10 protein-coding genes are annotated in these 14,625 nt (G+C 70.9%); 8 read left to right on the forward strand and 2 right to left on the reverse strand.

The window, feature by feature from the left end:
• Positions 1–1,047: AAA family ATPase (locus tag KUF83_RS29025; RefSeq protein ID WP_217457941.1), on the forward strand; the 1,047-nt coding region annotated here is incomplete at its 5' end.
• A 425-nt stretch (positions 1,048–1,472) separates the two neighbouring features.
• On the forward strand, positions 1,473–2,891 hold the full coding sequence (locus KUF83_RS29030) for a sugar porter family MFS transporter (RefSeq protein ID WP_217457942.1): 1,419 nt from the start codon (positions 1,473–1,475) through the stop codon (positions 2,889–2,891).
• An 84-nt stretch (positions 2,892–2,975) separates the two neighbouring features.
• On the opposite strand, the gene KUF83_RS29035 is transcribed toward KUF83_RS29030, so the two are convergent.
• On the reverse strand, positions 2,976–3,950 hold the full coding sequence (locus KUF83_RS29035) for an LLM class flavin-dependent oxidoreductase (protein ID WP_217457943.1): 975 nt from the start codon (positions 3,948–3,950) through the stop codon (positions 2,976–2,978).
• 452 nt (positions 3,951–4,402) lie between these two features.
• On the opposite strand from KUF83_RS29035, the gene ftsY reads away from it, so the two are divergent.
• Positions 4,403–5,590 carry a signal recognition particle-docking protein FtsY gene (gene ftsY / locus KUF83_RS29040; protein ID WP_217457944.1) on the forward strand — a complete coding sequence of 396 codons (1,188 nt, stop codon included), beginning with the start codon at positions 4,403–4,405 and terminating at the stop codon, positions 5,588–5,590.
• A 97-nt stretch (positions 5,591–5,687) separates the two neighbouring features.
• Here ftsY and KUF83_RS29045 read toward each other — a convergent pair whose 3' ends face one another.
• Positions 5,688–6,341 carry a bifunctional DNA primase/polymerase gene (locus KUF83_RS29045; protein WP_217457945.1) on the reverse strand — a complete coding sequence of 218 codons (654 nt, stop codon included), beginning with the start codon at positions 6,339–6,341 and terminating at the stop codon, positions 5,688–5,690.
• A 438-nt stretch (positions 6,342–6,779) separates the two neighbouring features.
• Here KUF83_RS29045 and KUF83_RS29050 point away from each other — a divergent pair, with 438 nt between their 5' ends.
• From KUF83_RS29050 to ffh, 5 genes are all read left to right on the forward strand, one after another.
• A complete protein-coding gene (locus KUF83_RS29050; protein WP_217457946.1) occupies positions 6,780–8,267 on the forward strand; it encodes a hypothetical protein in 1,488 nt (495 codons plus the stop codon).
• A gap of 386 nt (positions 8,268–8,653) precedes the next feature.
• Positions 8,654–9,994 carry an ammonium transporter gene (locus KUF83_RS29055; RefSeq protein WP_217457947.1) on the forward strand — a complete coding sequence of 447 codons (1,341 nt, stop codon included), beginning with the start codon at positions 8,654–8,656 and terminating at the stop codon, positions 9,992–9,994.
• The gene (locus KUF83_RS29060; protein WP_217457948.1) at positions 9,991–10,329 is read left to right on the forward strand and encodes a P-II family nitrogen regulator; all 339 of its coding nucleotides are present in this window, start codon (positions 9,991–9,993) and stop codon (positions 10,327–10,329) included. Before KUF83_RS29055 ends, KUF83_RS29060 begins: the two co-directional genes overlap by 4 nt.
• Before the next feature lie 25 nt (positions 10,330–10,354).
• Positions 10,355–12,802, forward strand: a complete 2,448-nt coding sequence (locus KUF83_RS29065) for a [protein-PII] uridylyltransferase (protein ID WP_217457949.1) — start codon at positions 10,355–10,357, stop codon at positions 12,800–12,802.
• Between the two features lie 190 nt (positions 12,803–12,992).
• Complete coding sequence (gene ffh, locus KUF83_RS29070) at positions 12,993–14,546, forward strand: signal recognition particle protein (RefSeq protein WP_217457950.1); 1,554 nt, start codon at positions 12,993–12,995, stop codon at positions 14,544–14,546.
• Positions 14,547–14,625 lie beyond the last annotated feature (79 nt).

The raw sequence follows: 14,625 nt of genomic DNA on the forward strand, positions 1-14,625 counted from the left end.
CACGAGGCCGCCGTCGCCGAGGCCGTCGCCGCGGGCGCGCGGCAGTTGCTCACCCACGTGGAGGTCTCGCTCGGCCGTGCGGACGAGGAGCGCACGGCCGCCGAGAGCGCCAAGGCGCGACGGGAGCAGGACCTCGTCGTCGCCCGGAACCAGGGCCGCGACCTCAAGGCCGAACTCGACAAGCTCACGGACTCGGTGCACCGCGGTGAGGTGCTCGGGGCCGAGAAGCGGCTGCGGATCGAGCAGTTGGAGGCCAAGGCGCTCGAAGAGCTGGGCGTCGAACCGGCCGGACTGATCGCGGACTTCGGGCCCGGACAGCTCGTACCGCCGTCCCTGCCCGCCGAGGGCGAGGAGCTGCCCGACGACCCGGAGCATCCGCGCAACCAGCCCCGCCCGTTCCACCGGGCCGAGCAGGAGAAGCGGCTCAGGTCCGCCGAGCGGGCCTACCAGCAGCTGGGCAAGGTCAATCCGCTCGCGCTGGAGGAGTTCGCCGCGCTGGAGGAGCGCCACAAGTTCCTCAGTGAGCAGCTGGAGGACCTGAAGAAGACACGGATCGACCTTCTGCAGGTGGTGAAGGAGGTCGACGAGCGGGTCGAGCAGGTCTTCACCGAGGCCTTCCGGGACACGGCGCGGGAGTTCGAGGGGGTCTTCGGCCGGCTGTTCCCGGGCGGGGACGGTCGGCTGGTCCTGACCGACCCCGGCAACATGCTCACCACGGGCGTCGATGTCGAGGCGCGGCCGCCCGGGAAGAAGGTCAAGCGGCTCTCGTTGCTCTCCGGCGGGGAGCGGTCGCTGACGGCCGTCGCGATGCTCGTGTCGATCTTCAAAGCGCGGCCCAGTCCGTTCTACGTGATGGACGAGGTCGAGGCGGCGCTCGACGACACCAACCTGCAGCGGCTGATCCGGATCATGGAGGAGCTGCAGGAGGCGTCGCAGCTGATCGTGATCACGCACCAGAAGCGGACGATGGAGGTCGCCGACGCGCTGTACGGCGTGTCCATGCAGGGCGACGGAGTGTCGAAGGTCATCAGCCAGCGGCTTCGCTGACGCTCGCCCGAACGGTCGTAGCGACCGCCGCCGGATCGGGGTCACCGCGCCTGCGGCCCACTCGGCGGCCGCCCCCGGCCCCGTGCCGTGAACCGGTCCCGGTCCCTACCCCGGCCCCGCTTGACGGTCCGGCAAGCCGCACGCCCGAGGTTGGCGCGATCACGGAGTTCTCAGCGGCGCTTCCGGGGTACTCCAGAGTTCATGCTGTTTCTGTCTCTTCAAGACTTGAACACAATTTCGTCACCTGAGGCATCCTTCTGGACGAGAGGCCGCCTCTTGACTACGAAACTTGAAGGCATAGTCTCTGCATCGATGCTTTTACCTTCAGGTGGTGGGTGGCGTAAACGTGTGCGCCACTGGAGACACCGTCCGGAAGGGCTCGCCCCCACCCCCGGCAGTGAGGCCGGTGGCCCGAGGAGTTACACGTGACCAGCACAGCGCAGCCATCCCCGTCAGGAGCCCAGGCGGCTCACCCCGAACATCTCGGGCACGTCATCTTCATCGCGGCGGCGGCCGCGATGGGCGGTTTCCTCTTCGGCTACGACAGTGCCGTGATCAACGGCGCCGTCGAGGCCATCAGGCACCGGTACGACATCGGCTCCGCGGCCCTGGCCCAGGTCATCGCCATCGCGCTGATCGGCTGCGCGATCGGTGCCGCCACCGCCGGCCGGATCGCCGACCGCATCGGCCGCATCCGCTGCATGCAGATCTCAGCCGTGCTGTTCACCGTCAGCGCCGTCGGCTCCGCGCTGCCCTTCGCCCTGTACGACCTGGCCTTCTGGCGGGTCGTCGGCGGGTTCGCCATCGGTATGGCCTCCGTCATCGGCCCGGCCTACATCGCCGAGGTCGCCCCGGCCGCGTACCGCGGGCGGCTCGGCTCCTTCCAGCAGGCCGCGATCGTCATCGGCATCGCCATCTCGCAGCTCGTCAACTGGGGCATCCTGAACGCCGCCGGCGGTGACCAGCGCGGCGAGATCATGGGTCTGGAAGCCTGGCAGGTCATGCTCGGCGTCATGGTCGTCCCGGCCGTCCTCTACGGCCTGCTCTCCTTCGCGATCCCCGAGTCGCCGCGCTTCCTGATCTCCGTGGGCCGCGACGAGCGCGCCCGCGAGGTGCTCCGGGAGGTCGAGGGCGACAAGATCGACCTGGACGCCCGCGTCGCCGAGATCGAGCACGCCATGAAGAGCGAGCACAAGTCGGTCTTCAAGGACCTGCTCGGCGGCACCTTCTTCTTCAAGCCGATCGTCTGGATCGGCATCGGCCTCTCGGTCTTCCAGCAGTTCGTCGGCATCAACGTCGCCTTCTACTACTCCGCGACGCTGTGGCAGTCGGTCGGCGTCGACCCGTCCGAGTCGTTCTTCTACTCGTTCACCACGTCGATCATCAACATCATCGGCACCGTGATCGCCATGATCTTCGTCGACCGGATCGGCCGCCGGCCCCTCGCGCTCATCGGTTCCGTGGGCATGGTCATCGGGCTCGCGCTGGAGGCCTGGGCCTTCTCCTTCGACCTCGTCGACGGCAAGCTGCCCGCCACGCAGGGCTGGGTCGCCCTGATCGCCGCCCACGTGTTCGTCCTCTTCTTCGCCCTCTCCTGGGGTGTCGTCGTCTGGGTCTTCCTCGGCGAGATGTTCCCCAACAAGCTCCGCGCCGCCGCCCTCGGTGTCGCCGCCGCCGCGCAGTGGATCGCCAACTGGGCCATCACCGCGAGCTTCCCGTCGCTGGCCGACTGGAACCTCTCCATGACCTACGTGATCTACACCGTGTTCGCCGCGCTCTCCATCCCGTTCGTGCTCAAGTTCGTGAAGGAGACGAAGGGCAAGACGCTGGAGGAGATGGGCTAGCCCATGAACCCGGGGAGACGGGCCAAGACCCCGCTGTCCTTCTCCCCGTACTCGTAGGAGGGCGCGCCGCCCCGGTTCGAGGGCCTACCGGTCCTTGAGCCGGGGCAGCACGTTCTCGCAGAACAGATGCATGCTCCGCCACCCCTCGTCGACGGGCATCCCGCCGGACAGCGGATGCAGTACGTAGTTGTCGAGGCCCTGCTTCAGGCACTCGTCCGGCGTCACGATCCGGTAGACGCCCTCGGCACGCAGCTCGTCGACCGTCGTGGCCGCCGACCTCACCGCCGAGCGGATGTCGGAGGACTGCCAGGAGGCGTACGTCCGCGCCTCGTGCAGGAAGTGCTCACCGTGCTCGGCCCAGGCGCGGTCCGGGTCCTCGGCGAGGTGCAGGAGCGGGGTCACCGCCGGGGGCATCATGGTCCAGCCCTGCGTGCCGTACTCGACGAGCCGCTCCTTGTAGTACGCCTCGAGCTCCGGCAGGTGCGCGCTCGGGAAGAACGGCAGCCCGAGCCGGGCGGCGCGCCGGGCCGCCGCCTTCGAGGAACCGCCCACCAGCAGCAGGGGGTGCGGATCCGAGAAGGGGCGCGGGGTGACCCGTACCGTACGGCCGCGGTACTCGAACTCCTCGCCGGACCACGCCTTCAGCAGTGTCTCCAGAAGCTCGTCCTGGAGGCGGCCGCGCCGCTTCCACTCCACGTCGAAGAGCTCGTACTCCTCGGGCCGGTAGCCGATGCCCGCCACCGTGACGAGCCGGCCGCCGCTGAGGAGGTCGAGTACGGCGATGTCCTCGGCCAGGCGCAGCGGATCGTGCAGGGGGCCGATGATCGCCGAGACGGTGACCGCGATCCTGCGGGTCGCGCCGAAGACCGCGCCCGCGAAGGTGAACGGCGACGGCAGCCAGTTGTTGGCCGCGCCGTGGTGTTCCTCGGTCTGCACGGTGGTCATACCGCGGTCGTCGGCATAGGCGGCCATCTCCAGTGCGGCCTTGTAGCGGTCGCTGAGCGAGGCGGGTGTGGCGCCGGGTTCGACGAGGTTGAAACGTACGACCGTTACGGGCATGGGAAAGTCCCCCTTCGCCGAGCGGGCGGGGTGCCGGTGGATCCGGTGCAGGGGGACGGTAGCTGACGGATCGTCAGACGGCCATAGTCCCGGAGCGGTCATGGCCCCGGACCGGCCGTCGTCCCGGACCTGCCGGCGGGGGGTTGGGCGGTTCCGTGGGGGCCGAGGCGTGGCCTCTCGGACGGCCGGGGCGGCACGGCCGGGTTCGTGCCCGGCGGCGGCTCACCGGCGGCTCACCGGCGACGAGGACATGTCATGGACCGCGCCACGCGCACTGCGCACACCGCGCCACGGCCAGTCGGTCGGCGTGGTCCATGACACGCCGCGGGAGCGCTGTGCGTACCCTGACGCATTCGATACTGGGCGCGCCGTGACCGTGCCCCCGAGGGGCCCGCGGCCCCACCGGCCGTGACGGACGGCCCGGCGGGAGGTCACGCCATACTGGAGCTGTTATGGAAATCGTCATCCTTGCTGTAGTCATCGCCGTGGTCGTGATCGGCGCGCTCGGCGGGCTCGTCGTCGGCAGCCGCAGGCGCAAGCAGCTGCCCCCGCCGCCCCCCGCCGCTCCCGACATCACCGCCCCGCCGGCCGAGCCGCACGTCGGCGACGAGGCCGAGACGCCGCGCGACGAACCGCGCCGCACGATAGAGGAGGTGGATCTTCCGGACACCTCGGCGACCGCACCGGTCGTCGAAGCACCCCCGGTCGAGGTCCCGGAGCCGACCGCCGGCCGGCTGGTGCGCCTGCGCGCCCGCCTCTCCCGCTCACAGAACGCGCTCGGCAAGGGGCTCCTCACGCTCCTCGCGCGCGAGCACCTCGACGAGGACACCTGGGAGGAGGTCGAGGACACGCTGCTCACCGCCGACGTCGGGGTGCAGCCCACCCAGGAGCTGGTCGAGCGACTGCGCGAGCGGGTGAGGGTGCTCGGCACGCGGACGCCCGAGGACCTGCGCACCCTGCTGCGTGAGGAACTGCTCGCGCTGCTGGAGCCCGACTTCGACCGCACCGTGAACACCGAGTCCGGCCTGGACACCCCCGGCATCGTGATGGTCGTCGGGGTCAACGGCACCGGCAAGACCACCACCACCGGCAAGCTCGCGCGCGTGCTCGTCGCCGACGGCAAGCACGTGGTGCTCGGCGCGGCCGACACCTTCCGGGCCGCCGCCGCCGACCAGCTGCAGACCTGGGGCGAGCGCGTCGGCGCCCGCACCGTCCGCGGTCCGGAGGGCGGCGACCCCGCCTCCATCGCCTTCGACGCCGTCAAGGAGGGCATCCAGGAGGGTGCCGACGTCGTCCTCATCGACACGGCGGGCCGGCTGCACACCAAGACCGGCCTCATGGACGAGCTCGGCAAGGTCAAGCGCGTCGTCGAGAAGCACGCCCCGCTCGACGAGGTGCTGCTCGTCCTGGACGCCACCACCGGCCAGAACGGCCTGGTCCAGGCGCGAGTCTTCGCCGAGGTCGTCGACATCACCGGCATCGTCCTGACCAAGCTGGACGGCACGGCCAAGGGCGGCATCGTCATCGCCGTCCAGCGCGAACTGGGCGTCCCCGTCAAGCTCGTCGGCCTGGGCGAGGGCGCGGACGACCTGGCCCCCTTCGAGCCGGAAGCGTTCGTGGATGCCCTTATCGGCGAGTGACATCGCGTACGAGAGGTACGCGCACGAGGAAGGGCCCCACCGCATGGTGCAGATGCGGCGGGGCCCTTCCGTACGGGTGGCGCCAGGCCGACAGGCGCTAGGCGCGTGAGCGGTGCGCCACGTAGGCCAGCGTCCCGAGCAGCAGTCGTGCGGCCGGCGGCTTCGTGGCCGAGTCGAGGGCGGGGGAGCGGAGCCAGCGGACCGGGCCGAGGCCGCCGCGGTCGGAGGGCGGGGCCGTGATGTGCGTACCGGACCCCAGGCCGTGCAGGTCGAGCGACGCGTCGTCCCAACCCATGCGGTAGAGCAGCTCGGGCAGTTCGGCCGCCGCGCCCGGAGCGACGAAGAAGTGGGCGCGGCCCTGGGGGGTGACCGCCACGGGACCCAGCGGCAGGCCCATGCGCTCCAGCCGGACCAGGGCCCGGCGGCCGGCGGACTCGGCCACCTCGATGACGTCGAAGGCGCGGCCCACGGGAAGCATCACCGCGGCGCCGGGGAACTCGCCCCAGCTCTCCGAGACCTCGTCCAGCGTGGCGCCGGCGGGGACGACCGGAGCGAAGTCCAGGGGATGCGCGCCGCGTTCGCGGCAGTTCGTCCGGCCGCATGAGCAGACTCCCGCGGCCGTCCGGGCGCCGGGCACCACGTCCCAGCCCCACAGGCCGGTGTACTCGGCCACGGTGGTGCACTCTGACGCACGGCCGCGGCGACGCGAGCCGGACCGGATTTCGCGGATGCCGCCGATCGTGAAGCCCATGCCCCCTCCAACGGGTCCGGCGCACCGGTGGTTACGTGACGGAATCGGAACGTAACTCTCAGTTCCCCCGGGTGCGCAGTCCATGCGGCGCCCGGTGGTGCCGCGGGTGGTGCGCCCGGCTTCGCGCGCCCCGATGTGCGTCACTCCGCCCACTCCCGGCCGTCATGTGTCAAGTGAATCGCGTACGAGCGGACGCGAGTTCATTCGAAGGGGTGGCGAATGGTGGCGTTTCCGGGATCGCCATGGCTGGAGGGGTGATCGTGGGATTACTGTGAGTGCACGAGTCCTGGGGACGCATGCACCAGTGGGTATGCCGGAGGCAACCCGGCTTCCCGTTCGATGGGTGAGAACGGCCGGACGGACGGCCCTGTGTACCGGCATTCTGGTAGGGCTTGGCGCACACAGCGCACAAGTGGGTTCAGGGATGGGGGCGTTCCGGTGGGCGGCAACGGCGGAAGCGGGACGACCGCGACTGGCACGGACAAGCGCCCCAATGAGCTGTTGGGTTCCTGGTTCGTGCGCAGCGGCTGGTCCAAGGGTGAGCTGGCGCGCCAAGTGAACCGCAGAGCGCGCCAGTTGGGAGCCAACCACATCTCGACGGACACCTCCCGTGTCCGCCGCTGGCTCGACGGCGAGAACCCCCGCGAGCCGATCCCGCGCATCCTCTCCGAGCTGTTCTCCGAGCGCTTCGGCTGTGTCGTCGCCGTCGAGGACCTGGGCCTGCGCGCCGCCCACCGGTCACCGTCGGTCTCCGGCGTCGACCTGCCCTGGACCGGCCCGCAGACGGTCGCGCTCATCAGCGAGTTCTCGCGCAGCGACCTGATGCTGGCGCGGCGCGGCTTCCTCGGCACGTCCCTGGCCCTCGCGGCGGGACCCACGCTCATCGAGCCCATGCAGCGCTGGCTGGTGCCCAGCCCCGCCTCCCCGCGCGAGGAGCCCGCTCCCTCCGCCGCCGCCTCGCGCCGCCCCGGCCGGCTCTCCCAGCCCGAGCTGGACCTCCTGGAGTCCACCACCGTCATGTTCCGCCAGTGGGACGCCCAGTGCGGCGGCGGCCTGCGCCGCAAGGCGGTCGTCGGCCAGCTGCACGAAGTGACCGACCTCCTCCAGGAGCCCCAGCCCGAGTCCACCACCAGGCGGCTGTTCAAGGTCGCCGCCGAGCTGGCCGAGCTCGCGGGCTGGATGAGCTACGACGTGGGGCTCCAGCCCACCGCGCAGAAGTACTTCGTCCTCGCCCTGCACGCCGCCAAGGAAGCCGCCGACCGGCCGCTGGGCTCGTACATCCTGTCCAGCATGAGCCGCCAGATGATCCACCTGGGCCGGCCCGACGACGCGCTGGAACTGATCCACCTCGCCCAGTACGGAAGCCGTGACTGCGCGAGCCCGCGCACCCAGTCCATGCTGTATGCGATGGAGGCCCGCGCCTACGCCAACATGGGGCAGCCCGGGAAGTGCAAGCGGGCCGTCCGGATGGCGGAGGACACCTTCGGCGACGCGGTCGAGTTCGACGAGCCCGAGCCCGACTGGATCCGCTTCTTCTCCGAGGCCGAGCTGCACGGCGAGAACTCCCACTCCTACCGTGACCTCGCCTACGTCGCGGGCCGTAGCCCCACCTACGCCTCGCTGGCCGAGCCCGTCATGCAGAAGGCCGTCGACCTCTTCGGGAAGGACTCCGAGCACCAGCGTTCGTACGCGCTCAACCTCGTCGGGATGGGCACGGTGCACCTGCTCCGGCGGGAGCCCGAGCAGAGCACCGTCCTGGTGCGCGAGGCCCTCAGGATCGCCAAGAAGGTCCGCTCCGAACGGGTCAACACTCGTATCCGAAAAACCGTCGACACGGCCGTCCGCGACTTCGGGGACCTCGCCGTCGTCGTGGACCTGACCGAGCAGCTCGCCGTCGACCTGCCCGAGACCGCCGAGGCGGTCTGACCCCAGTACGCCGGCCGCGGCCGCCGTCCTTACCGCCCGACTCGGCTCCCCCATGCCAGGTCATCGGACGGACGGCCGTGGTCGGTCACCTCTTTGCGCCTGAGCCGGAGCCGCTCCCGCGGAGGTGGCCGGTCGCCGCAGGGGTTCCTCAAGCGGTGATTGCGGTCGCACAGGTCAAAGGTTGCGTCACGATAACGATCGAGATCGCTGCTTTCCGGCGGTTCATCGAGGCGTAACACGCACGTCCTCTTCGTCACCCGGGCGAAACATTCAGGGGCGCCGGTCGAAACCGCGCTGCGCCAATCTCTGGCGCATAACCGGCCCACCCCTCATGACCGCTCATGGCTTCGCCCGCACGGGGCCGTACCAAAGACGAGGAGACGCCGATGGCACCAGCCATCACGATCGCCGCAGACGCTCCCACGCTGTCTGCCGCCAACACCGGGTTCATGCTCATCTGTTCCGCCCTGGTGCTGATCATGACGCCCGGTCTCGCCTTCTTCTACGGAGGCATGGTCCGGGTCAAGAGCACCCTGAACATGCTGATGATGAGCTTCATCAGCATGGGGATCGTCACCATCCTGTGGGTGCTCTACGGCTTCTCACTCGCCTTCGGCACCGACTCCGGCAGCATCATCGGCTGGTCCTCGGACTACGTCGGCCTCAGCGGCATCGGCCTCACGCAGCTCTGGGACGGCTACACGATCCCGATCTACGTCTTCGCCGTCTTCCAGCTGATGTTCGCGATCATCACGCCCGCCCTGATCAGCGGTGCGGTCGCGGACCGCGTGAAGTTCACGGGCTGGGCGCTGTTCGTCGCCCTGTGGGCCACCGTCGTCTACTTCCCCGTCGCGCACTGGGTCTGGGGCGCCGGCGGCTGGGCCTTCGAGCTCGGAGTCATCGACTTCGCCGGTGGTACGGCGGTCCACATCAACGCGGGTGCCGCGGCACTCGGTGTGATCCTCGTCATCGGCAAGCGTGTCGGATTCAAGAAGGACCCGATGCGCCCGCACAGCCTGCCGCTGGTCATGCTCGGCGCCGGTCTCCTGTGGTTCGGCTGGTTCGGCTTCAACGCCGGCTCGTGGCTCGGCAACGACGACGGCGTCGGCGCGCTGATGTTCATCAACACGCAGATCGCCACCGCCGCCGCCATGCTGGCCTGGCTCGCCTACGAGAAGATCCGCCACGGCGCGTTCACCACGCTGGGCGCCGCCTCCGGCGCGGTCGCCGGTCTGGTCGCGATCACCCCGGCGGGCGGAGCGGTCTCCCCGCTCGGCGCCATCGCCGTGGGAGCCATCGCGGGCATCCTCTGCGCCATGGCCGTGGGCCTGAAGTACAAGTTCGGCTTCGACGACTCCCTCGACGTCGTCGGTGTCCACCTCGTCGGCGGTGTCGCCGGCTCCCTGCTGATCGGCTTCTTCGCCACCGGCGGCGGCCAGTCCGACGTCGCGGGCCTCTTCTACGGCGGCGGCCTCGACCAGTTCTGGAAGCAGTGCGCCGGTGTCTTCGCGGTCCTCGCCTACTCCCTCGTGGCCTCCGCGGTGCTCGCCTTCCTGATCGACAAGACGATCGGAATGCGCGTCTCCGAGGACGACGAGATCGCCGGCATCGACCAGGCGGAGCACGCCGAGACCGCATACGACTTCAGCGGCGCCGGCGGCGGTGCCGCCCGGACCGCCGTCACGGCCCCGGTCGCCGGTACCGCGAGCAAGAAGGTGGACGCATGAAGCTCATCACCGCCGTCGTCAAGCCCCACCGGCTCGACGAGATCAAGGAGGCCCTCCAGGCCTTCGGCGTGCACGGCCTGACGGTCACCGAGGCGAGCGGCTACGGTCGTCAGCGGGGTCACACCGAGGTCTACCGCGGTGCCGAGTACACCGTCGACCTCGTTCCCAAGATCCGTATCGAGGTACTGGCCGAGGACGACGACGCCGAGCAGCTGCTCGACGTGATCGTGAAGGCGGCCCGTACCGGCAAGATCGGAGACGGCAAGGTCTGGTCCGTCCCGGTCGAGACGGCGGTCCGGGTCCGGACCGGCGAGCGCGGACCCGACGCGCTCTAGTCAGCAGACGAACAGGAGCCACTGGGTGACGAGTACGGACATGCGTACGGAAGCAGAGGACTCGGGACCCAGCGGCTATGCGGCGGCCCGGCTGCGTCTCCTCCAGGAGGGGGCGCGGTCCGGGCCGCCGCGCCGTGCGGCCCTCGCCGAACTGACCGACGACTGGCTCTCCGGTCTCTTCGACGCGGGCGCCGACCAGCCGCGCGGCATCTCGCTCGTCGCCGTCGGCGGCTACGGCCGCGGCGAGCTCTCCCCGCGCAGCGACCTCGACCTGGTGCTCCTGCACGACGGCAGCGCCGACCCCGGCACGGTGGCCCCCCTCGCCGACCGCATCTGGTACCCGGTCTGGGACCTCGGCCTCGCCCTCGACCACTCCGTCCGCACCCCGGCGGAGGCACGCAAGACGGCGGGCGAGGACCTCAAGGTGCAGCTCGGGCTGCTGGACGCCCGGCACATCGCGGGCGATCTCGGGCTGACCGCCGGACTGCGTACCGCCGTCCTCGCCGACTGGCGCAACCAGGCGCCGAAACGTCTCCCCGAACTCCAGGAGCTGTGCGCCGAACGCGCCGAGCGGCAGGGCGAGTTGCAGTACCTCCTCGAACCCGACCTCAAGGAGGCCCGCGGCGGCCTGCGCGACGCCACCGCACTGCGCGCCGTCGCCGCCTCCTGGCTAGCCGACGCACCTCGCGAAGGCCTCGCCGACGCCCGCAAGCGCCTTCTCGACGTCCGTGACGCCCTGCACCTGGCCACCGGCCGTGCCACCGACCGCCTCTCCCTCCAGGAGCAGGACCAGGTCGCCGCCGACCTCGGCCTGCTGGACGCCGACACCCTGCTCCGCCAGGTGTACGAGGCCGCCCGCGTCGTCTCGTACGCCAGTGATGTCACCTGGCGCGAGGTGGGGCGCGTGCTGCGGTCGCGCGCTGTCCGCCCGCGTCTGCGCGCCATGCTGGGCGGCGGCAAACCGGCCCCCGAGCGTTCCCCGCTGGCGGAGGGCGTGGTCGAGCAGGACGGCGAGGTCGTCCTCGCCCGCGCCGCCAGGCCCGAGCGCGATCCCGTGCTGCCGCTGCGCGCCGCCGCGGCGGCCGCCCAGGCGGGTCTGCCGCTCTCCCTGCACGCGGTCCGCCGGATGGCCGCCGCGACCCGTCCGCTGCCCACGCCGTGGCCCGCCGAGGCCCGCGAGCAGCTCGTCACGCTGCTCGGCTCGGGGCCCTCGACCATCGAGGTCTGGGAGGCGCTGGAGGCGGAGGGGCTGATCACCCGGCTGCTGCCCGACTGGGAGCGCGTCCGCTGCAGGCCGCAGCGCAACGCCGTGCACATCTGGACCGTCGACCGCCATCTGATCGAGACGGCGGTCCGCGCCGCCGAGTTCACCCGCCGCGTCCACCGCCCCGACCTCCTGCTGGTCTCCGCCCTGCTGCACGACATCGGCAAGGGATGGCCCGGCGACCACTCGGTGGCCGGCGAGATCATCGCGCGTGACGTGGCGGCCCGGATCGGCTTCGACCGCGCGGACGTGGCGACCCTCGCCACGCTCGTACGCCATCACCTGCTGCTCGTCGAGACCGCGACCAGGCGCGACCTGGAGGACCCGGCGACCGTGACCTCGGTCGCGGAGGCGGTCGGCTCGCAGGGCACCCTGGAGCTGCTGCACGCGCTGACCGAGGCGGACGCCCTGGCCACCGGGCCCGCCGCCTGGTCGTCGTGGCGCGGCTCCCTCGTCGCCGACCTGGTGAAGAGGGTCTCCGCCGTGCTCGCCGGGGACGACCCCGAGGAGCCCGAGGCCGCGGCGCCCACCGCCGAACAGGAGCGGCTCGCCATCGAGGCGTTCCGCACCGGCGGTCCCGTGCTCGCGCTGCGGGCCCAGACCGAACCGCCCACCGAGGAGCCCTCCGGAGACCCGGAACCCCTCGGTGTGGAACTGCTCGTCGCGGTGCCGGACCAGGAAGGCGTCCTGCCCGCGGTGGCGGGTGTCCTCGCCATGCACCGGCTCACCGTGCGGACGGCGGAACTGCGGGCGCTGGACCTGCCCGACGGCGTCCCCGGCTCCGTCCTGCTGCTCGACTGGCGGGTCGCCGCCGAGTACGGCTCACTGCCACAGGCCGCCCGCCTGCGCGCCGATCTCGTACGCGTCCTCGACGGCTCCCTCGACATCTCCGGACGCCTCGCCGAGCGCGACGCGGCCTACCCGCGCCGGCGGGGCATCGTGGCGCCGCCGGCCCGGGTGAGCGTGGCCTCCAGCGCATCGCGGCTCGCCACCGTCATCGAGGTGCGTGCCCACGACGCCCCCGGGCTGCTGCACCGCATCGGCCGCGCGCTGGAGAACGCGCACGTCCGGGTGCGCAGCGCGCACGTCTCCACGCTGGGCGCGAACGCGGTGGACGCGTTCTACGTGACGGGGCCCGAAGGGGCGCCGCTGCCGGGGGAGCAGGCGGCCTCGGTGGCCCGGACACTGGAGGACACGTTGCGGGAGTGAGCGCTCGCGCCGCCGCCCGATCGCTGTCGCGGTGCCTCCGGCCGTCCGTGGCCGGCCGCACACGTCCCCGCGCCCCTGAAGGGTGCGGATCCGGAACCCCGTGACAGGGTGGAGACCCTTCCTGGCGCGGGCAGATACCCTGGAGGGCGGACCTGCCCCCCTGCCCCCGACTTGAGGATTCGCGACCGCCGTGTTCGACACTCTCTCCGATCGCCTCGCAGCGACATTCAAGAACCTTCGCGGCAAGGGGCGCCTGTCCGAGGCGGACATCGACGCCACCGCGCGCGAGATCCGTATCGCCCTGCTGGAAGCGGACGTCGCGCTTCCCGTTGTGCGGGCCTTCATCAAGCAGGTCAAGGAGAGGGCCCTCGGGGCCGAGGTTTCCCAGGCGCTGAACCCTGCCCAGCAGGTCGTCAAGATCGTCAACGAGGAGCTCGTCGGCATCCTCGGCGGCGAGACCCGGCGGCTGCGGTTCGCGAAGCAGCCGCCGACCGTGATCATGCTCGCGGGTCTGCAGGGTGCCGGTAAGACCACGCTCGCCGGAAAGCTCGGCAAGTGGCTGCAGGGTCAGGGGCACGCCCCGCTGCTCGTCGCGTGCGACCTCCAGCGCCCGAACGCGGTGAACCAGCTGAGCGTCGTCGCCGAGCGCGCGGGCGTCGGCGTCTACGCGCCCCAGCCGGGCAACGGCGTCGGTGACCCGGTCCAGGTCGCCAAGGACTCCATCGAGTACGCGAAGCAGAAGCAGCACGACGTCGTCATCGTCGACACCGCGGGCCGCCTCGGTATCGACCAGGAGCTGATGCAGCAGGCCGCGGACATCCGTGACGCGGTCTCGCCGGACGAGATCCTCTTCGTCGTCGACGCGATGGTCGGTCAGGACGCGGTCAACACCGCCGAGGCCTTCCGCGACGGAGTCGGCTTCGACGGCGTGGTCCTCTCGAAGCTCGACGGCGACGCCCGCGGTGGTGCGGCGCTGTCCATCGCGCACGTGACCGGCCGCCAGGTCATGTTCGCGTCGAACGGCGAGAAGCTGGACGACTTCGACGCGTTCCACCCGGACCGCATGGCGTCCCGCATCCTCGGCATGGGCGACATGCTCACGCTGATCGAGAAGGCCGAGCAGACCTTCTCGCAGCAAGAGGCCGAGAAGATGGCTGAGAAGCTGGCCTCCAAGAAGGGCCAGGACTTCACGCTCGACGACTTCCTGGCGCAGATGGAGCAGGTCAGGAAGATGGGCTCCATCTCCAAGCTGCTCGGCATGCTTCCCGGCATGGGCCAGATCAAGGACCAGATCAACAACCTCGACGAGCGTGACGTCGACCGCACGGCCGCCATCATCAAGTCGATGACCCCGGCCGAGCGCCAGGACGCGACGATCATCAACGGCTCGCGCCGGGCCCGTATCGCCAAGGGTTCGGGCGTCGACGTCAGCGCGGTCAAGGGCCTGGTCGAGCGGTTCTTCGAAGCCCGCAAGATGATGTCCCGCATGGCCCAGGGCGGCGGCATGCCGGGCATGCCCGGGATGCCGGGCATGGGCGGTGGCCCCGGCCGGACGAAGAAGCAGCCCAAGAAGGCCAAGGGCAAGCAGCGCTCCGGCAACCCGATGAAGCGCAAGCAGCAGGAGGAAGAGGCCGCCGCGCGTCGCGAGGCCGCGGGTCAGGCCGGCGGCGCCTTCGGACTGCCGGGTGGCCAGCAGCCCCAGGACTTCGAACTGCCGGACGAGTTCAAGAAGTTCATGGGCTAGGGACTTTCCGTCCCCGCACCCCGTTCCGTCCCCGCACCTCGTTCCCTTCCACGGAAGCCGGGCGGGCTGAGTCCTTCAG

It is taken from the genome of Streptomyces sp. BV286, from assembly GCF_019090165.1.
GTDB lineage: Bacteria > Actinomycetota > Actinomycetes > Streptomycetales > Streptomycetaceae > Streptomyces.